The following is a 24,101-nucleotide window of genomic DNA, read 5'->3' as shown; positions in this document are numbered from 1 at the left end:
AATATTCCTGCGTAGCTCAGTTGGCAGAGCATCCGACTGTTAATCGGACGGTCACTGGTTCAAGCCCAGTCGCAGGAGCTCTCCTGATCGGGTAATCGGTTGGGGAAAATTGAATATTCCTGCGTAGCTCAGTTGGCAGAGCATCCGACTGTTAATCGGACGGTCACTGGTTCAAGCCCAGTCGCAGGAGCCAGTTGAAACCCCTTGATTTTCAAGGGGTTTCGTCGTCTCAGATAGTTTTCCGTCCGACCAAAATGGCCTTGGTAGTCAATAATAGTCAATAAATTTACCCATCTCCTCAAAATCTCCTTTTACGGAGCTCTCTGGCCGCCGAATTACCTCGTCCTAGAGGGTGTTTTCACGGCCTAGCAAGGGCCCCTGCTTGTATTACGCGCTGAACCATTGTGCGACGGTTTGCAATATGCGTATCGGTCAAAGGAAACGCTCAGGCATCGTCGAGACGTGCAATGTGGATAACTTCGGAAGCTAGAACCACATAGGTCGATATGGGTAGACAGTAGTGCTTGTCGTCAGCCAATCTGAAATAACCGGCGCAAAAGCCGGTGAATATACGGATATGTCAAGGTAGGAGGGAAAGACATGTCGTGGTTTGATTGGCGTCGCGATGAAGCGCAACGAGTTGCAAAGTGGCGAGATTATATACGCAGACAAGCGGAACAACAGCGTAAACGTCGCATGGATGCGGTCATCTCCGTAGTAACAGCCATGGGGTTGCTTCTGGCTCTGGGATTAGGGCTGATCGTCGATTCACATTATGAGGGTAGAGATGGCATGCTGGTGAGCGGAACGGCAGATTATTCCATTGCAGATTTTACCGATTCGGCTGCACTCGAACATCAGATGGTCGGATCATGTGAGGCGGCATATATCTGGCCCGTTATTCCTACACAGATTATGAGGAAGTTCGAACGTCCGCTAAATCCATGGTCGGCCGGGCATCGTGGCATAGATCTGACTGCCGGGCCGGGAACCTCGATTGTCGCACCGAAAGCAGGTGTTGTGAGTTTCGTCGGAAGCGTTGCCGGGAAAACAGTGCTGAGCATACGTCATAGGGGAGGGATTACCTCAACGTTCGAGCCTGCAGAAACTGAACTATCGGCTGGACAATCGGTCACACGTGGCCAGACCATAGGCGTAGTTGCGGGTAATTCAGATCATTGTGACGACCAATGTCTGCATTGGGGGTTGAAACGCGGAACCGCCGATTATCTGGATCCTGAATCGTACGCGTCGAGACGTCGTGTTGCCGTAAAGCCGCTTTCGGCTTCTCTCCTTTCTGACTGGCGGAACAGTGGGTATCTCGAAGATGACTGATCAAGATGACTGATCAAAGAACGGTTCAATTGCCTACGTCAAAAGATCCAAGACAAACAAATCACAATCCGGCGTCGGCCAGAGAGATATAACCGGGGTCAATGAGCTCGGCTTTGAGATTGCTGGCGCTGACGGCGATGGTTGGCTCACTGATTGTCGGTATTTTTTTGACCCCTGCAACCGTAGTGTTGTGTACGACGGACATGGATTTGAGTGTGCTTCCCGTGTTCAGCAACGTGCATGCTTGGGCGATATCAGATGCCAGCGCCTGACGATCTTCCAACCCTGTTATCCATTGCTTGCCGTTGACGATGGAAGGGATGACAGATACGTAAGCGCCGTATCCTGTCACCAGTGGCCATCGAGAATCACGATCCTTGCTGGCTGTGCTTTCGTCGGTGTTGGAACCATCGGTTTCAGTACCGGCCTTATCCTTCTCCGGGGATTTGATCGGATCAGGTACGGCCTGACGAGACAAATCCTTTTTGCCGGTGATATTGCCCACAATGCCGGAAATGGTGATCTGAGGGTTGATGTCTGCGGCGGAACCGGTGTATCCCATATCGTCGAGAGTGGTAACAACATCAGAAGCCACGGAGTCGTTCATAGCGATAATGGCGTCAATGCGCGTCAACGAGGCTGACGACTTGGCTGCCAGCCGTTTTTTGAGTGTATCGGCAACGGCATTGTCCTGTGAGGCATCATAAGCGACGTTTTGCCAATCGTCCTGTGTGGAATCGGCATCCAACGCGCCAGACGGACTCTCTATGACACCTTTTTGATAATAGGCGCCAAGCACGCTCCAAACACCTTGGAACGCTTCTTGCGCGAATGTGGTGTCTGCAGCCTTCCCATTGTCGTCCTTGGTCTCATAGGGCAGCAGTACCTCGATTTGTTTCGGATTGTCCTTGCTCGCTTTATCGAGCTCCAGCTTGGCCTTCACCTTCTCGGCCTGTATCTTACCGATGGTCTGCGCGTCGGAGAATTTCACGAATGCGTCCGGTTCATATCCGGTGATGCTGTTGCCCAGCAAAATCACATGCATGCCGGATTCCTGCGCCAGCTTCAGAGAGGAAACCAGACGATCTGCTGCCTGGGATTGTTCATCGTCTGATGTGGTTGCTCCGCCGTCGACTTCACCTGATTCGTGCGAGGTCGCGTTGTTGTCGTTATCGGTTCCTTCTTCGCTGGTGTCGTTGGTGGTCAGCTCCTGACTGACGTAGTCGCCGTATTGTCTGGTCGAAGCGTCCGATTTCACCACCGGCGCTACAAGCAATGTCATGTTTTCCGGAGCGATGGTGATTTTGGAATCATTGGAGCTGCCGGTTTCGGAAAGATGGTTGACGACAAAATCCTGAATGGCTCGACTCTGCTTATCCAGCGAATCCGAGGTTTTATGGGAGATGTTGCCTTTTTCCATTCCGGCTTCGACCAAAGCCTTCGTTAGGTCGGGCACCAGTTTGGCCCATTTATTGAGCGGTGTCTGTTGATTTAACGTGATGCCGTCGGAAGGAGTGAACAGCGCTACCGACCCCGCAGAGGATGATGTCACTGTGGATGAGTTGCCTTTGATATCTCCGGCGTCGGAGCCGGAAACGCATGCTGTCAACGACAACAGCGTCGCGCAGGATGCAAGGACTGCAATAAGAACAGTGAATGGGCGGCGTGCAGACACCATAGGCAGACGGAACCTCCTTGAAATCCTGAAAACGGATGTCGAAACAACAGGCTGAACAACGATAGTAGTCGCCGGTATATGAAAAGTCCCGGGCATATGGCGTAAATCGTCATATATCCGGGAACAATCAGGGGAGTAAGCCGATCTGTCCTTATCCTCTGCGTTTTCGCGTTGACTCTGAGGATAGGGGGTCGGGAAGAAACAGCGTCAGTCGGCCAATGCCTTCTGCAGGTTCTCGTCCAATGCGTTCATGAATCCTTCAGTGTCGAGCCATGGTTCGTCAGGGCCGATGAGCATGGCGAGATCCTTGGTCATCTGGCCTCCTTCAACGGTATCCACGATGACCTTCTCCAAGGTTTCGGCAAAGTGTCGTACTTCGGGAGTGCCATCCAGATCAGCGCGATGCTTAAGACCGCCGGTCCAAGCGAAGATCGAGGCAATCGGGTTGGTGGAGGTCTTCTCGCCCTTGAGCCAACGACGATAATGGCGGGTCACGGTGCCATGTGCGGCTTCGGCCTCCACGGTCTGGCCGTCCGGCGTCATGAGCACGGAGGTCATCAGGCCCAGCGAGCCGAAGCCTTGGGCTACGGAATCAGACTGCACATCGCCGTCGTAGTTCTTGCACGCCCAGATGTAGCCGCCATGCCACTTCAATGAACTGGCTACCATGTCATCGATAAGACGGTGCTCGTACGTCAGCCCCTCCGCCTCGAACCGATCCTTGTACTCGGTCTCGTAGACCTCGGCGAAGATGTCCTTGAACTGACCGTCGTAGGCCTTGAGAATGGTGTTCTTGGTGGATAGATACACCGGGTAGTGGCGCATGAGACCGTAGTTGAAGCATGCGCGCGCGAAGCCGCGAATCGAATCGTTCACGTTGTACTGCACCTGAGCCACGCCGCCATCCGGACCGTAATTGTAGACCACATGCTGAATCGGCTCAGATCCGTCATCCGGGGTGAAGGTGACGGTTAATTGTCCGGCTCCCGGCACCTTGAAATCAGTGGCTTTGTATTGATCGCCGAACGCGTGGCGGGCCACCACGATCGGCTTGGTCCAACCGGGCACCAGACGCGGCACGTTGCTCATCACGATGGGTTCACGGAAAATGGTGCCACCCAGAATGTTGCGTATGGTGCCGTTAGGAGATTTCCACATCTTCTTCAGTCCGAACTCTTTGACTCGGGCTTCGTCAGGAGTGATCGTGGCGCATTTGACGCCCACATGATGCTTCTGAATGGCGTGGGCGGCGTCGATGGTCACCTGATCGTCGGTCTCGTCACGGTGCTGGATGCCCAGATCGTAGTAATCGAGATTCACGTCGAGATACGGCAGAATCAGACGATCCTTGATGTCCTTCCAGATAACGCGGGTCATCTCGTCGCCGTCGAGTTCGACAACAGTGCCTTCGACCTTGATTTTGGCCATGTTTCCTCCCTAGAGCTGGTGTGAAGATGTTCTAGTCATATCGCATGTTTGTAACGTGGGGCCGATGGATACGAGTATGTGGACACTTGAAGGCGTCGCGTCCGTCCCCGGCAATAGGCTTGAGTCCATGTCTCAGGAAATTGAAATCGGTTTGGGCAAAAAGGGCCGTCTCGGCTATTCACTTGACGATGTCGCCATCGTCCCGTCTCGTCGTACCCGCGATCCCGAAGACGTCTCCACGTCTTGGCAGATCGATGCCTATGAGTTCGATGTGCCGGTGATCGGCGCTCCGATGGATTCAGTGACTAGCCCGGCTACCGCCATAGCTATGGGTAAGATGGGCGCGCTTGGCGTTCTGGACCTTGAGGGTTTATGGACTCGTTACGACGATCCGACGTCGTTGCTTGACGAAATCGCCGGTTTGCCTGCCGAGCAGGCCACCGAACGCATTCAGCAGATATACGCTGAGCCCATCAAGCCGGAGCTTATTACGCAGCGGCTGCACGAGATTCGTGCAGCTGGCGTAACCGTGGCAGGATCGCTATCTCCGCAGCGCACGCAGCAGTTCTACTCTACCGTGGTTGATGCCGGTGTTGATCTGTTCGTGATTCGTGGCACTGTGGTTTCCGCGGAACATGTTTCCTCGGGTCAGGAGCCATTGAATCTGAAGAAGTTCATCTACGACCTTGATGTGCCGGTGATTGTGGGCGGTGCCGCTAACTACACTGCAGCGCTTCATCTGATGCGCACCGGTGCCGCCGGTGTGCTGGTAGGCTTTGGCGGTGGTGCCGTATCTGCCACCCGCCAGACTCTCGGTGTCCATGCGCCGATGGCTACCGCCATCGCGGATGTGGCGGAAGCTCGCCGTGATTACATGGATGAGTCCGGCGGCCGTTATGTACAGGTTATTGCCGATGGCGGTATGGGAGATTCCGGTAGCTTCGTCAAAGCGTTGGCTCTTGGCGCTGATGCGGTGATGCTTGGCGCTCCGCTCGCACGGGCCACCGAAGCGCCCGGAAAGGGTACCCATTGGGGTGCCGAGGCTCGTCATCAAACATTGCCGCGTGGCTACCGCACCACGGTTGGCACGGTCGGCTCCTTGGAGCAGATCCTGTTCGGGCCGAGTCATCAGGCCGATGGCAAAACGAATTTCATTGGTGCCTTGAAGCGTGCCATGGCCTCCACCGGATACGTGGATGTGAAGAATTTCCAGCGTTGCGGTATGGTGGTTACTCCTCATATGGCGCAGTAGCTGCAGGATTATTCAAGTAGCAGGCTGGGTGTTTCGCTGGTTCCGTTGAACGTGGCGATTCGTCAAAACCTGAAACCGTTGAGGGCTCTGGTGTATGTGTTCATATGCTGGAGCCCTTCTGTCCTTGTTGAGGCGTCTTCAGGGAAAGGAACGCTCGCGCAATTTGACTTGGACCGTTATTCGTGGTGATGTAGTTCTCAGCACTTACCAACGTAGGTAAGGCTTGAGGGGGAATTTAGAGGTCGTCATGGATTACGATGACTATTTTCATAACACGAATTCGCGTACGCCGCTGCCAGGTTATGACGGCTATATTGTGCTGGAATCGTCGGATCGTCCAATCCGGTATCATTTTCATTCCACTTTCATCGGCGGGTTGGACGCTCAAGAATGCCACACGATGGCGATGGCTTCGTGCCGATTGGCATGTACGGCTACCGACGTCATCCGAGGCAAACTGGGACTGAGCCATCTGAATCGAGCGATGACCAAGCCGTGCCTTGACCGGCTGCAGACTATGCAGTATCTGCTGGATGCCCATATGCTCACACATCCGGAACTCAAAGCGAAGCTTTGCTATTTGCCGGTGGTGCCCACTTTTATCGACGGCACGAACATCAGCAAGGACACTTTGGAAATGGCAGTATTCGTCATGATCGGCAAAGAAGACATCCGTGTGAATCTCAAACTGCGCTTTATCGGATCGCGATGGATGTGTGTGTACGCGGATCTGGGCTGATTGACGGCAAGCCGCCGTGCCGTCATAGACCGGTCCGCCTATAGTGGAGACCATGCGTGAACATGTCGAAGAACCCAGATACGTGACCACGGACGAAGACACGGTTTTCTCCCTGCTGGTCCGCAGAGCCGCCCGTACGCCGGATGACGTCATCGCCGAATGGCAGGATGACGACACTCATCAGTGGCATGGTGCCACCGCAACCGAGATGCTCGCTCGTGTGCGCACGGTGGCCAAGGGCTTGCTGGGATTGGGCGTCAAAGCTGGAACCATGGTCCTTATCTATTCGCCTACCTGCTATGAGTGGGGAGTGGTTGATTTTGCATGTGCCGCCATCGGCGCGGTAGTGGTGCCCGTGTATGAAACCGACTCCGCGAAGCAGACGACTGGCATCGTCGAAGAGGTTGACCCCGTCATCGCGTTCGCCGGTGATTTCCAGCGGGCACAGACCCTGGAACAGATTCGAAGTAACCATCCGGGGTTGAAGTATGTATTTAACTTCAAAGCCGATGGGCTGGACGCGGTTGCTGATTTCGGTCATGGCGTATCCGATGAAGCACTTGATTTGGCCATTTCCCGAGTCAAGGCGGACGACCTGCTCACTGTGGTGTACACATCCGGTTCTACGGGCAAGCCCAAGGGGGCCATGCTCTCGAATCGTAATTACACCCATATCGTGCTCAACGGTTATGAGATTCTCCGTGACATGCTTTATGAGGATAATCGTCTGCTGTTATTCCTGCCTTTGGCACACTGCTTCGCCCGATACATCCAGTATGTGGCCCTCGGGGGATGCGGTGTTGTGGGATACATTCCGAACGCTAAGCATCTGTTGGCTGATATCCGCAGTTTCAAGCCTACGTATCTGCTTGGCGTACCTCGCGTATTCGAGAAAGTGTACAACGCTGCTTCGCAGAAAGCTGGCGCGGGTATCCGAGGCCGTATCTTTGCGCAGGCCACCAAGCATTTTGTTCGTTGGAGCAAAGATGAGCAATCCGGTGCCGGGCATCCTCTGACTGAACGACTGTGCCATTCCTTCTTCATGAGCACTGTCGGCAAATCGGTCCGTTCCGCTCTCGGCCCGAATCTGAAATGGCTTGCATGCGGTGGCGCGCCGCTGAATGTCGATCTCGCTCATTTCTTTAATGGCATGGACGACATCACTTTTATCCAAGGCTATGGCATGACGGAAACCGCCGCTCCAATGTTAGTCAATTGGCAGGATGATAACGTGGTTGGATCGGTCGGCAAGCCCGGACCCGGTATGGGTGTGCGTTTGGGTGAAGACGATGAGATCGAGCTGACCGGTCCGAATGTGTTCCTCGGCTACTATAAGCAGCCCGAGCTGACCGCTCAGGCGATGACTGCGGATGGGTGGATCAAAACAGGGGACATCGGTCGTATTGAGGATCGTGGCTTCACCTATATCACCGGTCGCAAGAAGGACATCATCATCACCGCCGGCGGCAAGAACATCAGTCCTGCGCCGATGGAGGATATCATCGACACCTGCCCGATAGTGGCTCATGCGGTAGTGGTGGGCGACGGCAAGCCGTTCGTTTCGGCACTGATCGAACTTGATCCAGAGATGTTGCACTCGTGGCTTGCTGGCCAGGGACTGGACGCTGATATGACGCTGGAGCAGGCTCGTGACAACGATGCCGTGCGGGCGTTCATTCAGCAGTTCGTCGATCAGGCCAACACTAACGTCTCCCGTGCCGAATCCGTACGCAAGTTTGTCGTGCTCGATGAGGAATTCAGTCAGGATCGTGGCACGCTGACCGCCAGTATGAAGGTTGTACGTCCGAAGGTACTGCAGCGATATGCCGATATCATCGAGGACGAGCTTTACGCGCCGAAGCCTTCCAACAAGCCGTTGCCGGCAACTGCAAAGATCATCGATAGCACGTCTGAGACCGTCAAAAAAGCCTCCGAACAGGTCAAGCAGGCCTCTGAGCAAGTCAAGACGAGCGTGTCGGATTCGATTGCTAGCGTATCGGAGAAAATCAAGAAGTCCAAGGCTGAGGATGATGAGGATGGCCAACCGGCATTGCCGGATGAGACCGGAGCGCATGCCGCGGCTGAGGACAGTGGAAAGAACGAGGAGTAAATCTGTGGCAATCCGTGAGATCAGGGTCGTTCCCGACCCCGTCCTGCGCACCCCTTGTGACGAAATCCGTGAAATCACCCCTGCCGTGCGCCGATTGGTTGACGATCTGCTTGAGACTGTAAACGACCCAGGACGTGCTGGCTTGTCCGCCAATCAAATTGGCGTGAGCTTGAGAGCGTTCTCCTACAACATCGAAGGCAAAATCGGCTATGTGCTCAACCCGGTGCTGGAGGAGACGCGTGGCGAACAGTACGGCGATGAAGGATGTCTATCGGTTCCTGGCCTGTGGTACAAGACCCGGCGTGCCGACTACGCTCGTGTACGTGGCATCGATTTGGATGGCAATGAAGTAGTGCTTGAAGGAACTGGTCTGATGGGACGTATGCTTCAGCATGAATGCGATCACCTCGACGGCCATGTCTATCTTGATCGCCTTGAAAAAGAGGAGCGTCGCGCCGCTCTGAAGCAGATGCGCAACCGCTGAACGACGTTACCGTAGAGCCTGCCGCAGCCATGTCTTTATTCGCGGGGTTGTGCTAGGCTCAACATTCGTGTGCCACCCCGGCAACGAACGCAGTCGCTGGCGTTTGGAGCCAACCAATATTGTCTACCGGCGCACAACAAATACGCGTTATGCTCGCGACGGCCTGTGTCGGTCGGTCCGGATTCCGCTTCCAGCGGGACAAGGACTGCACGCAGGTGCGCATGACCAGGCAAGAACCGACAATGAAAGGTAGTAATACCATGGCTCAGATCGTTATGAGCGACATGCTGAAGGCTGGCCTGCACTTCGGCCATCAGACCCGCCGCTGGAACCCGAAGATGAAGCAGTTCATCCTCACCCAGCGCAACGGCATCCACATCATCAACCTGTTCAAGTCGCTCGACATGATCGACAAGGCGTACGACTTCATCAAGACCACCGTAGCCCACAATGGCACCGTGCTCTTCGTCGGCACCAAGAAGCAGGCTCAGGAAGCCATCGCCAACCAGGCCACCCGCGTGAACATGCCGTACGTCTCCGAGCGCTGGCTCGGCGGTATGCTGACCAACTTCCAGACCGTTTCCAAGCGTGTGAACCGCCTCAAGGAACTTGAGGAAATGGACTTCACCGACGTGCACGGCTCCGGCCTGACCAAGAAGGAGCTCCTCCTGCTCGAGCGCGAGAAGGACAAGCTCAACAAGCAGCTGGGCGGCATTCGCAACATGAACCGCACCCCGTCCGCGATGTTCGTGGTCGACATCACCAAGGAATCTCTGGCCGTCGAGGAAGCTCACAAGCTGGGCATCCCGGTTGTCGCCATTGTCGACACCAACGCCGACCCGGATTCCGTCGAATACCCGATCCCGGCCAACGATGACGCCATTCGCGGCATCGAGCTGCTCACCAGCCTGATGGCCGACGCCGTCGCCGAAGGCCTGCTGGAGCGCGCTGGCCAGGGTGCCAAGGCCGCTGGCGAAACCGCTGAGCAGCCGATGGCAGCTTGGGAGAAGGAACTTCTGACCAACGAGGCTCCCGCTGCTGAAGCTGAGGCCCAGAACGCCGAGGGCGAAAAGGCCGAGTGATGCTCTACGATGGGAAGTGCCTGAATACCACAGCGCTTCCCATCGTCGTCTACGGGTAAGCAACATCTTCTTATAAGGAGAACAATCAATGGCAGCAATTACCGCCGCACTGATCAAGCAGGTTCGTGAAGACACCGGCGCCGGCATGATGGACGTCAAGAAGGCTCTCACCGAGGCCGAGGGCGACGTCGCTCGCGCCAAGGAAATCATCCGTGCCAAGGGCATCGCCGCAGCTGGCAAGCGTGAGGGCCGCAAGGCTCAGGAAGGCACCATCGCCTCCAAGGTCGTCGAGACCGCCGCCGGCGAGACCGGTTACGCCGTCGAGCTGAACTCCGAGACCGACTTCGTGGCCAAGACTCCGAAGTTCGTTGAGTTCAGCGATGAGATTCTCGGCTACGCCGTTGAGGCCGATGCCGAAAACGCTGAGGCTCTGCTCGAAGCCAAGGCTGGCGATTCCACCGTCAAGGTGGCTATCGAAGAGGCCGCCGCCCTGTTCGGCGAGCATGTCAAGGTTGGCCAGTACGCCAAGATTTCCGGTGAGCATGTCGAGATCTACGCTCACAAGAAGTCCGCTGAGATGCCGCCGAGCATCGTGGCCATGATCGCCACCGACAAGGCCGGCGCTGCTGTGGCTCACGAAGCTGCCCTGCAGATTTCCGCTATGGGCGCGAAGTGGCTGACCCGCGAAGACGTTCCGGCTGACGTGGTCGAATCCGAGCGTCGTGTGGCCACCGAGAAGTCTCTGGCCGAGGGCAAGCCGGAGAAGATCGTTCCCAAGATCGTCGAAGGTCGCCTCAACGCCTTCTACAAGGAAGTCGTGCTTCTTGAGCAGCCGTTCGTCAAGGATCCTTCCAAGGCTGTTGGCGATCTGTTCAAGGAAGTTGGCGGCACCGCCACCGCTTTCGTGCGCATCGAGGTCGGCAAGGGCGAAGAGGAGTGAACCTGACGGGTCACGCTAATCGCTGAAATGTGTCCGGCGTAACGTCAGACACATTTTTGTTGAAGGAAACGCCACGCGGCTTATGGAAAGCCGGGTGGCGTTTCCTTATGTCTCCTATGTCGGGGTGTCGATGCAGAGGGTGTCTTTGTAAGCCGATACGCTAGTCTACGAATATTTGGGCACTTTCGGTGAAGGAAGGCATAACATGACTGATAACGATAAGCCACGCAGGGTTCTGCTCAAACTGTCCGGTGAAGCGTTCGGCGGCGGCAAGGTCGGTATCGATACCCACGTGGTTCGTCGTATCGCCGAGGAAATCGTTCCGGCTGTGCAGCAGGGCGTTCAGGTGGCCATCGTGGTCGGTGGCGGCAACTTCTTCCGTGGTGCCGAACTGCAACAGGCGGGCATCGATCGTTCTCGCGGCGATTACATGGGTATGCTTGGTACGGTTATGAACTGTCTGGCTCTGCAGGATTTCCTGGAACAGGAAGGGCAAGCCACTCGCGTGCAGACCGCCATTACCATGGGACAGGTTGCCGAGCCGTACATTCCGCTTAAGGCCATCCGTCATCTCGAAAAGGGACGTGTGGTGATTTTCGGTGCCGGTGCCGGCATGCCGTATTTCTCCACGGACACCGTCTCCATCCAGCGCTCCTTGGAGATTCACTGCGACGAAGTGCTTATGGGCAAGAACGGTGTGGATGGCGTGTATACCGCCGATCCTCGTAAAGATTCCGATGCCAAGCGCTTCGAGACGCTCAGCTATAACCGAGCGTTGGTGGACAATCTGGCGGTGATGGATGCCTCTGCGCTCTCCATGGCCCGTGACAACAAGAAGCGCATTCGCGTCTTCGGACTTGAAGAACAAGGCAATGTGACGCGCGCCCTTGTCGGTGAGGAGATCGGTACGCTGGTTTCCACGGCCGAGTCGCGTGTGGCCGAGTGATTGCAGGAGCGGTATCGCCTACAATCGAATACACGGACAGAACAATAACTCAAACGTTCACGGACGAACATCTCAACACAAAGGAGCTGAATATGTCTCTTATCGATCAGGCCAAGGACCAGATGGCCAAGACCGTCGAGAACACCAAGGAAAACTTTGCCGGCATTCGTACCGGCCGCGCCAATCCCGCCCTGCTCAACGGCATCACCGTTGATTACTATGGTGCTCCGACCCCGCTGAAGGCCATCGCCTCCATCGGCGTTCCTGAGCCGCGTATGCTGTCTGTGTCTCCGTTCGATGTTTCTCAGATTGCCGCTGTGGAAAAGGCCATTCGAAACTCCGATCTGGGCATCAGCCCGAATCGCGATGGCAACGTTATCCGTCTCACCATGCCGGAGCTGACTGAGGAACGCCGCAAGGAATACGTCAAGCTCGCCAAGTCCAAGGCAGAAGACGGTAAGGTGGCCGTGCGCAACATTCGTCGCAAGACCAAGGAAACCATTGACAAGTCCGTCAAGGATGGTGATATGGGCGAGGATGAAGGCGATCGTCTGCTCAAGGATCTGGACAAGGTCACCAAGTCCGTTACCGATGAGATCGATGCCCTTCTGGAAACCAAGCAGAAGGAGATCATGGAGGTCTGATCGTCAGACCGGGTCCGGAGCATTATGGCATACAACGAACAACTCCAAGCAGAGGCTGAGGAAACCCTCGACCAGATCAACAAAAAGACCGGGCGTAACATGCCTCAGGCTATCGGCACGGCCGTAGTGCTTGTTGCGATTATTGTCGGTTGTCTATTGTTCAGCATCGACTTGTTCGTACTGCTGGTCGTAGTATTCATGATCTTGGCATTATGGGAGCTTCGTGTGGATTTCGCCACCGTAGGCCTTCATATACCGGTAATCATGCTGTGGATTTGTTCTGCATTCACGTTGATCGCCACCTACTACTCTCCGTACCATCTCATCACCATGTCGCTGAGCATCGTCATTGCGATTATGCTCGTGTCGATTGCAGCCAGCGCAAAACTCAGCTTCGGCAACCGCCTGTCATTGGCGGTTGCCGGCAAGCTGTCCAACACGGATGCGAGCGCACGGCTGGAATCTTCTTTTAACCATGAAGGTGGCGAACAGCATCATTCCAGACTCAGCCATGTGGCGGTATCCGTGCTCACGGTGTTATACATTCCGCTCTTGGCCAGCTGCATTATTATTTCCTTGACATTCAACGAACACCCTGTGGCACATGCGATTATGCTGGTGTTTCTGCCGGCTCTTTCGGATACCGGTGGGCTGTTCGCCGGAGCATGGTTAGGCAAGCATAAGCTGAGTCCGCGTATTTCACCGAAGAAGTCTGTCGAAGGACTTATCGGATCCATGTTGTTTGCCATGGCAGGCGCATTTGCCGTGTTTGCATGTACATATGAAGCCTCCACATGGTCAACGCGCTGGTGGGTGCCGATTCTGGCCGGTGTCCTCATCGGTGCAGTCGGCACTTTCGGAGATTTATGCGCTTCCATGCTCAAACGTGATATCGGCATCAAAGATATGGGCCATCTGCTCAAAGGCCATGGCGGTGTGATGGACCGTGTCGATTCCATTCTCATGAGCGCACCTTTCACCTGCGTGCTGCTATGGATCACCGGACTGTGATTACCGATTATGCGACATGATCTATGCCCGATTCCGTTGCCCGTATTGGCCGCGTAATCGGGCTTTCGCATTGGGAAATGTTGTATCAACCGCGGACCTGCATCCGCGTAAGCCAAGAAACAGGATGAGGAACGTATGACTGCGACACCGAAAGAAACACCGGAAACCGGTATTACTCCGGGCGGTACCGAAGGGGCATTCCGCGATGTACTGTCAAAGGATCATGCTCGGCGAGGCAAGCCTCCGCTGCATTTCGTGGATATGACCGCCGAAGAACGCATCGCATGTGCCGGCGAATTGGGTCTGCCCAAGTTCCGTGTCAAGCAGCTGGCCAACCACTACTATGGTCACTGTGATGTGAATGCGGCTGAATTCACTGATTTCCCAGCTGCAAAGCGCGATGACGCCGCGGCTGCATTCTTTCCCCGGCTCATTACCGAAGTAACCCGGCAGGTAGCCGATCAAGGCACCACAATAAAAACATTGTGGAAACTGTTCGATGGCTCGCTTATCGAATCCGTGCTCATGCGCTACCCGACGCGTACCACGCTGTGTATCTCCTCTCAGGTAGGTTGTGGCATGGGATGCCCGTTCTGTGCCACCGGTAAGCTCGGCCTGACTCGAAACATGTCTGCGGGGGAGATCGTGGAGCAGGTGCGTGTGGCCGCCAAGATGATGCGTGACGGTGAGGTCGCCGGTGGCCCCGGGCGTCTGAGTAACATCGTGTTCATGGGCATGGGCGAGCCGATGGGCAACTACAAGTCCGTGCTGTCTGCAGTCCGTCAGATTTCTGCCATGCCGCCGGAAGGATTCGGTATTTCGGCACGTAACATTACCGTATCCACGGTGGGTGTAGTGCCCGGCATCAGGAAACTTACCGAAGAAGGCATCCCGGTGCGGTTGGCTGTTTCGTTACATGCCCCGAGCGATGAGCTGCGCGATGAACTCGTGCCGATGAACAAGCGCTTCAACACTGAACAGGTGCTGGATGCCGCGCACGACTATTGGCTTGCGTCCAAACGTCGCGTGAGCATCGAATATGCGCTTATGCGAGGCATCAACGATCAGGCCGAACATGCACGGCTGCTGGCCAAGCGGCTGAATCATTATGGCGACAATTGGGCGCATGTGAATCCGATTCCGCTTAATCCGATTGAAGGATCCAAGTGGACGGCCTCCAAACCCGAAGATGAGGCTAGGTTCTTGGATATTCTCCATGCCGCCGGCATCACCGCTACATTGCGTGATACTCGCGGTCAGGATATTGACGGTGCTTGCGGTCAGCTTGCCGCCAAAGAGCGGTAGGGAAGCGATTTCGTCCGAGTTGCTTTTCCACTCTAGATATAACCACTTTAGATATAAATGGTGGCATACATAATGGGGACGGTCCTGCGATCACTGTGATTCCGAATGATTGAAAGGGATTACAGTGTGCGCAGAACCGTCCCCATCTCATCTTCCACGGTGTTTGTCTCGCGAGAGGAGTTCTCCTACTTCAGTGCATCCTTGATCGCATCCACGAAGTAATCCAAATCATCGGGCTTGCGGGAAGTGATGAGGCGGAATCCATTTGCGTCATCTACATGCACTTGTTCATCAACGTAGTAACCGCCTGCATTCTCGATGTCGGCTGCGATATAGCGGCAGGGTGCCGCGGTCTTACCGGCGATGAGACCAGCGTTTACCAACAGCCAAGCTCCATGGCAAATAGCCGCAATCGGCTTTCCCTCATGAGCGAACTCCTGTGCCAACGTGATAGCATCCTCATTGACGCGGATGCGATCCACGTTGCAGGTGCCGCCAGGCACCACCAGTAGGTCATAATCAGCGGCTTGCACATCCGACAGCAGCGCGTCTGGAGTGAGAGTCTCGCCCTCATAACGATCATGCTGGACGGTCTCGCACGGGTCCATGGTGGTGGCGGCAAGTGTCACCTGCGCGCCGGCTGCCTTGAGATCGCGTAGAGGACGCGTCAGTTCGGTCTCCTCGATGCCCCAGTTGTTCACGATGATCAGCACCTTGCTGTTTTCCACAGCCATCACAACCTCCTTGAATTGGCGGATATTCCATCGCATATTCTCCCACAATCCAGGCATGGAGCGCATTCACGCTATGTGCCGGTTCGCGGGACGCGCAATCGTATCGATTCTCATATTCCAGAAACGACCGCAGCCATGTAACGTGAGATAGGTAGGCTGAAAGGCGTTAATGCAAAGCCGAACAGGGGAGAGCAGCATGTCGTTGGCGGTACGAGTCATCCCGTGCCTGGACGTTGACGCCGGTCGTGTGGTGAAAGGTGTGCATTTCGAAAACCTTAAGGATGCCGGCGATCCTGTAGAGCTGGCTGCCGAATACTATCGGCAAGGCGCAGACGAGATCACGTTCCTTGATGTGACCGCCTCCAGTTCGCACCGTGGCACCATGATTGATGTAGTCTCGCGTACCGCAGAACAGGTGTTCATCCCCATGACTGTAGGCGGTGGCGTGCGTACGCCCGAGGACGTAGACTCTCTGTTGCGTTGTGGCGCGGACAAGGTAGGAGTCAATACCGCGGCAATCAACGACCCCTCGCTGATCAGCCGTGTCGCGGACCGTTTCGGCAATCAGGTGCTGGTACTCTCCGTGGACGCCCGTCGTGAGCAAGGCGAACAACACACGCAATCCGGTTTCGAAGTCACCACGATGGGAGGCCGTAAATCCACTGGCATCGATGCCATCTGGTGGGTCAAGCGCGCCGAAGAACTGGGCGCGGGGGAGATTCTGCTCAATTCCATGGACGCCGACGGTACGCAAGAAGGCTTCGATCTGGAAATGATCCGTGCCGTACGCAGGGAAGTCAAGATCCCAATTATTGCCTCCGGCGGTGCGGGTAAAGTCGAAGATTTCCCTCCTGCCATCGAAGCTGGTGCCGATGCCGTGTTGGCCGCATCTGTGTTCCATTACGGCATCATGACCATCGCCGATGTCAAGGCTGAGCTCAGGAAGCACGGCTACACCGTGCGCTGAAAGTGCTGAAACGAAATAACAACATGAAATGCAAGAGGAAATGACGAATACAACCACCGAAACCATTGCGTACGACAATACCGAAACGTTGGACCCGCGTATCGCCGAGCGGCTCAAGCGTGATGCCAAAGGCTTGGTCGCGGCTGTGGTGCAGCAATACGACACCCGTGAAGTGCTGATGGTTGGGTATATGAATGATGAGGCGTTGCGTCGTACTTTGACGACCGGACGGGTGACCTTCTGGTCCCGGTCACGACAGGAATACTGGCGTAAGGGTGATACTTCAGGCCATGTGCAGTACGTCAAGGGTGTTTCACTTGATTGCGATGGTGATGCATTGCTGGTGGAAGTTGATCAGGTGGGTGCCGCTTGCCATACCGGCAAGCGCAGCTGCTTCCTCGAAGGCGGTCCGTTGCCTGTAGTCGAGGGTCACCGTCCTGCCGACCGGTGATTCGGCGTCTTGTCGATACAGCTTTTCCAAAGGAGGATTCGTATGAGCGAATGCAGCGTCAAGCATTTGAAATGGGGGGCGACCTGGCCTAGTCGCGAACAGTTCCATGAGCTGGCCGACGAGGGATATCGTGTAATTCCGATCGTGCGTCGATTGCTTGCTGATTCGCTGACACCTGTTGGCTTCTACGAACGACTCGCCGGCGGCCGTAGCGGCACCTTTATCCTTGAATCAGCGGAATTCGGGGGCACTTGGAGCCGCTACAGCTTCATTGGCGTCAATTCGATGGCGCAGTTGCGTTCGCATGACGGTCAGGCTGATTGGCTCGGCAAGGTGCCGGCAGGCGTGCCTCGTACCGGCGATGTGGTTGAAGTGGCTCATGCCACGTTGAAAACCTTGAAAGCTCCGCATGTGGAGGGGTTGCCGAATCTGACCAGTGGATTGGTCGGTACCGTGGGCTGGGACGCGATTCGTCACTGGGAGCCCACACTGCGTGCCGAGGCTCCCAACGAGACCGGACAACCGGAAACCGTGCTCGCATTGGCCACGGATATTGCTGTGGTGGACCATGTATCTGGTTCCGTGTGGCTGATCGCCAATGCGGTAAACGTTGACGACAAGCCTACGCGTGCGGATGCCGCTTACAATGAAGCCATTGTCAGACTCGATCAAATGCAGCGCGATGCGGCCACACCGACGTTGGGTGAGGCACGCGTTAATGTGCTGGACGAGACCGTTGCGCAGCCTGAGCTTCGTTTCCGTACGGAGAAGAGCCATTATGAACATGCGGTGGAAGCGGCCAAGCAGCACATTATTGATGGCGACGTGTTCCAAGTAGTCATCTCCCAACGGCTCGACATTGATTCACCGGCCGATCCATTCGATGTGTATCGCGTGTTGCGCACTCTCAATCCGAGTCCGTACATGTATTTCATGGCGCTGACCGATGCGCAAGGGCGTGACTTCAATGTGATCGGCTCCAGCCCCGAAACTCTCATCAAGGTGGACAACGGCCATGCCATGACCTTCCCGATCGCCGGCTCGCGTCCACGCGGCGCCACACCGGAGGAGGATGAGAAGCTCGCTAAGGAATTGCTTGCCGATCCGAAGGAACGTAGCGAACATATCATGCTGGTGGATCTGGCCCGCAACGACCTCAGCCGCGTCTGCGATCCGACCACGGTCGAAGTCGTATCACTGATGGATATCAAGCGCTTCAGCCATATTATGCATATCTGCTCCACAGTAACTGGCCGTGTGAACCCGTCCATGACCGCGTTTGATGTTTTTACCTCTGCATTCCCTGCGGGCACGCTCTCCGGCGCACCTAAGCCTCGTGCCATTGAAATTATCGATGAGTTGGAACCTGCGGATCGTGGCATCTACGGTGGTACTGTCGGTTATTTCGATTTCTCCGGCAATCTGGATATGGCCATCGCCATTCGAACCGCGTTCCTGCGCGACCATGAGGCGAGCGTACAGGCGGGCGCTGGCATCGTACTTGACTCCGTGCCTGCCACTGAATGGCAGGAGACTCGGAACAAGGCGGAGGCCAGCGTGGAAGCTGTACAGATCGCAGCGCAACTGCGTGAGCTCTAACAGCACAAGACGCTGGATACATATGCGCTCCCCTCTATGAGGGGAGTTTTTTGTTTCAACATTCAATAGTCAATCAACATGATGTCTTTTTATTGCGAACGTCTATAACAACATGTTGTTTAGAAAAGTAATATGCGCATTGTGTGCAAACTGTAGATGACCGTGTAAGGAGCAAATGGGACGCATACAATTGTGACGATGGCTGATCCAAATGAATGAGTGGACGTATGATGGCGCAGCATATGAATCCTATGAATGGCAGTATGTCTCGTGATGGACAGCACAGAATCAAGCGTCGAGTCGCCGCGGGCGTTGCCATTGCATTGATTGCCTTTCTGTGTACCGCAGGAGCATTTGCTGTCCATCACATGACAGGGTTGCCATGGCGGCCACTTGGCAATAGTCTCGTTGAGACCATCGCAGCTGCCGGCGCAAACAAATCTGACGATACCTCGATCATGTCTCGGCAGGAAGCGGAGCGCCAGTATCCCAGACAGGCCAGCCCGGTTGATTTCAATGCCAACGGCAAAGACGATTACTCTGATATCCTCGCCGGCGCTTTAGCGGATGCGGCCAACAAGCCTCAATATGACGACGGTTATTACCAAGGTGGATATCCGCCGGATGATCGAGGCGCTTGCACGGACGTGATTTGGCGTGCCTTTAGAGAAGCCGGATATGACCTTAAGGCCATGGTTGATGCTGATATATCAGCCGATCCGTCTTCCTATGCCACGGTGGCACCGAATCCGGATCCGAATATCGACTTCCGCCGTACTGGTGTGCTTGATACATTCTTCGCCAAATATGCGCGGAAACTGACGGATGATCCTGCCGACAAAGATCAGTGGCAGGCCGGCGACATCGTGGTGTTCTCGCATACCAAACACATTGGTATCATTTCCGGCAAACGTGATGCGACTGGGCTGCCCTATGTCATCCATAACATGGGGCAACAGCAGCGCGAAAACGATTATTTTGCGTTCAGAAAGCACATGACCGTCACCGGCCACTATCGTTTTGACGCCTCTCAAATACCGCCTGACGTACTCAAAGCTTGGCGGTAGAACGATAAGTACGTGATAGAGCATCATATGATTCACCGTCTAGGCCGATGTCCGGCTATCATGGGGAAGTCCATCCGCACAAACCATCCATGACCGAAGGAGTTTGAAGGCATGTCGGACGACGGAAAGGTCACGCCCGCTACCGGGACGTTGAATGCAGACGACGCAACCGGTACGACCAGTGACACTGGTCTTGAACGGAAAATGGAATCCCGTCATCTGACCATGATCTCCTTGGGCGGTGTGATCGGTACCGGTCTGTTTGTCTCCTCTGGCTATACGATTCATCAGGCAGGCCCGCTTGGCGCGATTCTGGCATACGGTGTAGGTTCGCTACTCGTTTACTGCGTGATGGTTTCCTTGGGTGAGTTGTCCGTGGCCATGCCGTACGCGGGCAGCTTCCACTTGTATGCGAAGCGATTCATCGGCCCTGGCAGCGCGTTCACCATAGCTATCCTCTACTGGCTCAACTGGGCGGTGGCGTTGGCCAGTGAATTCACGGCGGCTGGGCTGCTCATGCAACGCTGGTTCCCCGATTCGCCTTCATGGGTATGGTCGGCCGCGTTCATCATCGTGGTGTTCGCCCTGAACATTCTGTCTGTTCGGCTGTATGGCGAGGCGGAATTCTGGTTCGCCTCAATCAAAGTGTTCGCCATCGTGGCGTTCATCATCATCGGACTGCTGGCGATTTTCGGCGCAATACCGATTAGCGGATACGACCATGCGCCCTTATTCAATAACTTTGTATCAGACGGTTGGTTCCCCAACGGATTCGCTCCCGTGTTCTCTACGTTACTGACCGTGGTGTTTGCATTCTCCGGCACCGAAGTGGTGGGCGTAGCCGCCGGCGAGACGAAAGATCCTGGCCGCGCCATCCCGAAAGCCGTACACACCACGGTGTTTCGTCTAGCCATGTTCTTCATCGGGTCCATCGCAGTAATGGCCGCCTTGATCCCATGGCATCAGGCAGGGGTGGAGACCAGTCCGTTTGTGCTCGTATTCCAGTCAATCGGTATGCCGTTTGCGGGAGACGTGATGAATTTCGTGGTCCTGACAGCTGTGCTTTCCGCTGCGAACTCCGGCCTGTACGTGTGCTCGCGCATGGTCTGGTCGCTGGCCAAGGAGCGTCTCATTCCCGTCCGCTTCGCCAAGACTAATTTCCATGGCGTGCCGGTGTGGGCCGTATTGTTCTCCATGGCCGGCTCGCTGCTGGCGTTGCTCTCTTCGGTGATTGCCGCATCCACGGTGTATCTGGTGCTTGTGGCCGTTTCCGGTCTGGCTACGCTTGTGGTGTGGTTCTCCGTATGCGTGTGCCACATCCGTTTCCGGCGTGAATGGGCGCAATCGGGGCATAGCGTGTCTGAGCTCGGCTACCGGGCACCCGGTTTCCCCGTATTGCCTTGGCTGGCTATCGTCATGTGCATCGGTGCGCTTGTGCTCGTGGTACTCGACGAAACGCAACGATCGACGCTCTACTGCATGGTTCCGTTCGTCGCTTGCTGCTATGCCGGCTACTACATGCTGGAGCGTCGCCGTAAGGACAAGGAAACCGGCACGGAGGGCTAAGGCCGTACGCTTCCGTGCTCGACGGAACTCACGACATCACCCCAACATACCCTGTTCGCTTTCTGTTCACCTTATCCATTACAATCTTCCGCCGAACCGTAACGAGAAGAGCGGAGGGATAGCCATGTTTATGGCAGACAAAGAGACAGTGGATAAGGCCAGCGGCATGAAGCACTATGCCGGTTTGGCTGTATTCTCTTCGGCGGTTGGGCATGCGCTCGACGGCCTTGATCTGATGATTCTGGGCTTTGCGATGTCCGGAATCATGGCCAGCTTCAACATTGACAAGACCACGGCAAGCACACTGACGACCATCACTCTGGCCGGCGCATTCTTGGGCGGATTGGTTTTCGGTCGTTTGGCAGATAAGTACGGTCGTATCCGCGTGCTGACCTATTCGGTGATTTTCTTCGGCGTATTTACATTGTTCTCGGCGTTCGCGCTGAACTTCTTCCTCATGGCGCTGTTCCGCTTCCTCGCCGGTGTGGGCATCGGCGCTGAATTCGGCATTGGTATGGCCATCGCCGCCGAGGCCTCCAGCCCGGCCAACCGAGCCAAGACGACTTCCGGCGTGGGACTCGGCTTCCAAGTGGGCGTGCTGCTCGCATCCTTGCTAAGCGCTCCGATTCTCACTGCTTTTGGGTGGCGTGGCCTGTTCGCCATCGGCATTGTGCCGGCCATCGTGGCTATCCTCATCCGAGTGTTCGTGCCCGAACCGCCGCTCTACCTCAAGCACCGGCAGACCGCCAAAGAGCATGGCTCTATTCGTCAGCTGTTTTCCACGCCCGAACGCGTGCGCTTCTCCATCGCCATCATCATCCTGTGCACCGTACAGAACTGCGGTTACTTCGGTATCATGACTTGGCTTCCCAGCTATCTCAACACCGAATTGAACCTCTCCTTGACCTCCACCGGCATCTGGACTGCTGTCACCGTGCTCGGCATGATGCTCGGTATCTCCGTGTTCGGCTTCCTCGCCGACCACCTCGGCCGTCGCCCGGCGTTCTGGATCTTCCAGATCGGAGCGGCCATCATGGTGGTGATATACAGCCAGCTCAAGGATCCGAACACGCTGCTGATCGGAGGCTTCTTTATGGGTATGTTCGCCAATGGTATGATCGGCGGCTATGGCGCGCTCATCTCCGAATTGTTCCCGACCGAGCTGCGCGCCACCGCCCAGACCGCCCTGTACAACACCGGCCGTTTCATCGGCGGCGGCCTGGGACCGGTTGCCATCGCGGCAATCGCCACCGGCCATGGCTTCGGCTTCGCCCTAGCCACCATCGCATCTATTTACATCATCGCGTTCATCACCATGTTCTTCATTCCCGAGAAGAAGGGCGCGGTGCTTGAGTAATAAAGCGTTGCTCAGCGCGCTCAAGTCGAGTTAACCGATAAATCGAGTTGGCTATTACATTGTGCGCATGCCTCGAATATGATTCGGAGCATGCGCACAATCGTATTCAATGGGGCAGCGACCCGCATTTCCAAGCATTTGAGGTTGCTATTCGCCGATGATGCTGCTGACAAGGCTGGAAACCATCGACATGATGACCGAGCCAAGTACCGACCACCAGAAGCCATGGATGATCACACCCACATCAAACAAGGAAAACGCAAGATAAGAAGCGAGCTCCATGAACAGCCAGTTGAGAATCAGCGCGAACAGGCCAAGGCTCAGGATGGAGATCGGCAAAGCGAGCATATGCACGGCCGGCTTGATTGACGCGTTGATCAATGCCATGAACAGGGAGAACGCAGCGACGCCAAGAATCGGCGGCTCGCCCACCGCCTCCATACCGGGCAATACGGCGACCATAACGGCTGCCGCGATCGTCAACACCAACCAACGGGAAATGAATTGTCTCATATCATCTGATTCTTCCAGCTCAAATGTCACCGGAATGTGATTACACACAATCGACGAATGAAATGAATCTCACTGGAGCGACGACTTGGATTGCCTGACAAGCTGATCACGGATTTCGGTCAGTAGAAGCACGGTTTGCGCTTCGGGCGTGATCTGCGGCTTCTTGGCCGCATCTTCAGCCTCCTGCTTGAGTTTGGCCTTCACCAGCAGTGCATCGGACATGTCGCGGAGCTTGTTGATCGGCACCAGAATGAAGAAATACACGGCCACGGCAATCACCAGAAAATTGAGCAGAGCGCCCAAAATCGCGCCCAACGACACCGTAGCGCCGTTGAACGTGAACGTTAGCAGCCCGCTCATATCCGGTTTGCCGAACACCATGGCAATCAGTGGGTTGATGAGGCTGCTCACAATCGCATTCACCACTGAAGTGACCGCACTGCCCATCACCACGCCGACCGCCATATCGATCATGTTCCCCCGTGCAATAAACTTCTTGAACCCATCGATCATTGCAACTCCTCTATATGAATTATGTACCATGTACGTTTACGGATGAACAATATCGGAACATCTTCGTACAGGGTGAAAGGTGACTTTTTACTTCATTATCGCCCAGGGTTGACGCCAACGAGACCAATGCGTCTTTGCCGAGCATCGCTAAATGGCTGCAGCGTAAGACGACGCATACCGGCATATTGTCGAACGTGTGTTCGAATATTGTCGGGGAATCGGGTATCCTTGGGACAGACTTGGCATGCACGCCTCCAGAAAAATAGATGTTCCGGAGGCGTGCGTGAAAGTAAGCATTGACGGAAAGTGGGGAGACTGTGGCGACAACGCAGAACGACGTTGCACGGCGGACCAAAAGCAGAAACGGCGAGGTCGTCGTC

22 protein-coding genes and 2 tRNA genes are annotated in these 24,101 nt (G+C 55.5%); 19 read left to right on the top strand and 5 right to left on the bottom strand.

Features of this window, described 5'->3' with window-relative positions; genetic code table 11:
* Positions 1-5 precede the first annotated feature (5 nt).
* From CUU80_RS02855 to CUU80_RS02845, 3 genes are all read left to right on the top strand, one after another.
* Positions 6-78, top strand: a tRNA-Asn gene (locus tag CUU80_RS02855).
* A gap of 39 nt (positions 79-117) precedes the next feature.
* Positions 118-193, top strand: a tRNA-Asn gene (locus CUU80_RS02850).
* A gap of 407 nt (positions 194-600) precedes the next feature.
* The gene (locus tag CUU80_RS02845; protein WP_100495844.1) at positions 601-1,335 is read left to right on the top strand and encodes a M23 family metallopeptidase; all 735 of its coding nucleotides are present in this window, start codon (positions 601-603) and stop codon (positions 1,333-1,335) included.
* Positions 1,336-1,396: 61 nt separating this feature from the next.
* On the opposite strand, the gene CUU80_RS02840 is transcribed toward CUU80_RS02845, so the two are convergent.
* Together CUU80_RS02840 and CUU80_RS02835 are read right to left on the bottom strand one after the other, a co-directional pair.
* Entirely contained in the window at positions 1,397-3,013 is a 1,617-nt protein-coding gene (locus CUU80_RS02840) for a substrate-binding domain-containing protein (RefSeq protein WP_100495843.1), read from the bottom strand.
* A gap of 207 nt (positions 3,014-3,220) precedes the next feature.
* Complete coding sequence (locus tag CUU80_RS02835; RefSeq protein WP_100495842.1) at positions 3,221-4,441, bottom strand: NADP-dependent isocitrate dehydrogenase; 1,221 nt, start codon at positions 4,439-4,441, stop codon at positions 3,221-3,223.
* A 127-nt stretch (positions 4,442-4,568) separates the two neighbouring features.
* Here CUU80_RS02835 and CUU80_RS02830 point away from each other — a divergent pair, with 127 nt between their 5' ends.
* The 10 genes from CUU80_RS02830 (at position 4,569) to rlmN (ending at position 14,954) form a co-directional block, all read left to right on the top strand.
* Positions 4,569-5,693 carry a GuaB3 family IMP dehydrogenase-related protein gene (locus CUU80_RS02830; protein WP_100495841.1) on the top strand — a complete coding sequence of 375 codons (1,125 nt, stop codon included), beginning with the start codon at positions 4,569-4,571 and terminating at the stop codon, positions 5,691-5,693.
* 400 nt (positions 5,694-6,093) lie between these two features.
* Positions 6,094-6,432, top strand: coding sequence for a hypothetical protein (locus CUU80_RS02825; RefSeq protein ID WP_100495957.1), 339 nt, complete (start codon positions 6,094-6,096; stop codon positions 6,430-6,432).
* A 52-nt stretch (positions 6,433-6,484) separates the two neighbouring features.
* Positions 6,485-8,542, top strand: coding sequence for an AMP-dependent synthetase/ligase (locus CUU80_RS02820; protein ID WP_100495840.1), 2,058 nt, complete (start codon positions 6,485-6,487; stop codon positions 8,540-8,542).
* A gap of 4 nt (positions 8,543-8,546) precedes the next feature.
* Positions 8,547-9,026, top strand: a complete 480-nt coding sequence (def, locus tag CUU80_RS02815) for a peptide deformylase (protein ID WP_100495839.1) — start codon at positions 8,547-8,549, stop codon at positions 9,024-9,026.
* A 260-nt stretch (positions 9,027-9,286) separates the two neighbouring features.
* Entirely contained in the window at positions 9,287-10,108 is an 822-nt protein-coding gene (gene rpsB, locus CUU80_RS02810) for a 30S ribosomal protein S2 (RefSeq protein ID WP_100495838.1), read from the top strand.
* Positions 10,109-10,196: 88 nt separating this feature from the next.
* Positions 10,197-11,048, top strand: a complete 852-nt coding sequence (gene tsf, locus CUU80_RS02805; RefSeq protein WP_100495837.1) for a translation elongation factor Ts — start codon at positions 10,197-10,199, stop codon at positions 11,046-11,048.
* A 205-nt stretch (positions 11,049-11,253) separates the two neighbouring features.
* Positions 11,254-11,994: a UMP kinase gene (pyrH, locus tag CUU80_RS02800; protein WP_100495836.1), complete on the top strand. Its 741-nt coding sequence runs from the start codon at positions 11,254-11,256 to the stop codon at positions 11,992-11,994.
* A 92-nt stretch (positions 11,995-12,086) separates the two neighbouring features.
* Positions 12,087-12,638 carry a ribosome recycling factor gene (gene frr, locus CUU80_RS02795; RefSeq protein ID WP_100495835.1) on the top strand — a complete coding sequence of 184 codons (552 nt, stop codon included), beginning with the start codon at positions 12,087-12,089 and terminating at the stop codon, positions 12,636-12,638.
* 24 nt (positions 12,639-12,662) lie between these two features.
* Positions 12,663-13,649, top strand: coding sequence for a phosphatidate cytidylyltransferase (locus tag CUU80_RS02790; protein ID WP_100495834.1), 987 nt, complete (start codon positions 12,663-12,665; stop codon positions 13,647-13,649).
* A gap of 135 nt (positions 13,650-13,784) precedes the next feature.
* Positions 13,785-14,954: a dual-specificity RNA methyltransferase RlmN gene (rlmN, locus tag CUU80_RS02785; protein WP_100495833.1), complete on the top strand. Its 1,170-nt coding sequence runs from the start codon at positions 13,785-13,787 to the stop codon at positions 14,952-14,954.
* 185 nt (positions 14,955-15,139) lie between these two features.
* Here rlmN and CUU80_RS02780 read toward each other — a convergent pair whose 3' ends face one another.
* Positions 15,140-15,688, bottom strand: coding sequence for a type 1 glutamine amidotransferase domain-containing protein (locus tag CUU80_RS02780; protein WP_100495832.1), 549 nt, complete (start codon positions 15,686-15,688; stop codon positions 15,140-15,142).
* Between the two features lie 196 nt (positions 15,689-15,884).
* On the opposite strand from CUU80_RS02780, the gene hisF reads away from it, so the two are divergent.
* The 6 genes from hisF (at position 15,885) to CUU80_RS02750 (ending at position 22,695) form a co-directional block, all read left to right on the top strand.
* Entirely contained in the window at positions 15,885-16,655 is a 771-nt protein-coding gene (hisF, locus tag CUU80_RS02775) for an imidazole glycerol phosphate synthase subunit HisF (RefSeq protein WP_100495831.1), read from the top strand.
* 40 nt (positions 16,656-16,695) lie between these two features.
* Positions 16,696-17,106 carry a phosphoribosyl-AMP cyclohydrolase gene (hisI, locus tag CUU80_RS02770; RefSeq protein WP_100495956.1) on the top strand — a complete coding sequence of 137 codons (411 nt, stop codon included), beginning with the start codon at positions 16,696-16,698 and terminating at the stop codon, positions 17,104-17,106.
* 42 nt (positions 17,107-17,148) lie between these two features.
* Positions 17,149-18,705, top strand: a complete 1,557-nt coding sequence (locus CUU80_RS02765; protein WP_100495830.1) for an anthranilate synthase component I — start codon at positions 17,149-17,151, stop codon at positions 18,703-18,705.
* A 227-nt stretch (positions 18,706-18,932) separates the two neighbouring features.
* Positions 18,933-19,772, top strand: coding sequence for a DUF1287 domain-containing protein (locus tag CUU80_RS02760; protein WP_243388604.1), 840 nt, complete (start codon positions 18,933-18,935; stop codon positions 19,770-19,772).
* A gap of 204 nt (positions 19,773-19,976) precedes the next feature.
* Positions 19,977-21,338, top strand: coding sequence for an amino acid permease (locus CUU80_RS02755; RefSeq protein WP_100495954.1), 1,362 nt, complete (start codon positions 19,977-19,979; stop codon positions 21,336-21,338).
* A gap of 130 nt (positions 21,339-21,468) precedes the next feature.
* A complete protein-coding gene (locus tag CUU80_RS02750; RefSeq protein WP_207760066.1) occupies positions 21,469-22,695 on the top strand; it encodes an MFS transporter in 1,227 nt (408 codons plus the stop codon).
* Positions 22,696-22,842: 147 nt separating this feature from the next.
* Here CUU80_RS02750 and CUU80_RS02745 read toward each other — a convergent pair whose 3' ends face one another.
* Together CUU80_RS02745 and mscL are read right to left on the bottom strand one after the other, a co-directional pair.
* The gene (locus CUU80_RS02745; protein ID WP_100495828.1) at positions 22,843-23,208 is read right to left on the bottom strand and encodes a phage holin family protein; all 366 of its coding nucleotides are present in this window, start codon (positions 23,206-23,208) and stop codon (positions 22,843-22,845) included.
* A gap of 69 nt (positions 23,209-23,277) precedes the next feature.
* On the bottom strand, positions 23,278-23,721 hold the full coding sequence (gene mscL, locus CUU80_RS02740; RefSeq protein WP_100495827.1) for a large conductance mechanosensitive channel protein MscL: 444 nt from the start codon (positions 23,719-23,721) through the stop codon (positions 23,278-23,280).
* Positions 23,722-24,101: the final 380 nt, after the last annotated feature.

Source organism: Bifidobacterium scaligerum (assembly GCF_002802865.1).
Lineage (GTDB): Bacteria > Actinomycetota > Actinomycetes > Actinomycetales > Bifidobacteriaceae > Bifidobacterium > Bifidobacterium scaligerum.
This window is presented reverse-complemented; position numbering and strand designations above follow the sequence as displayed.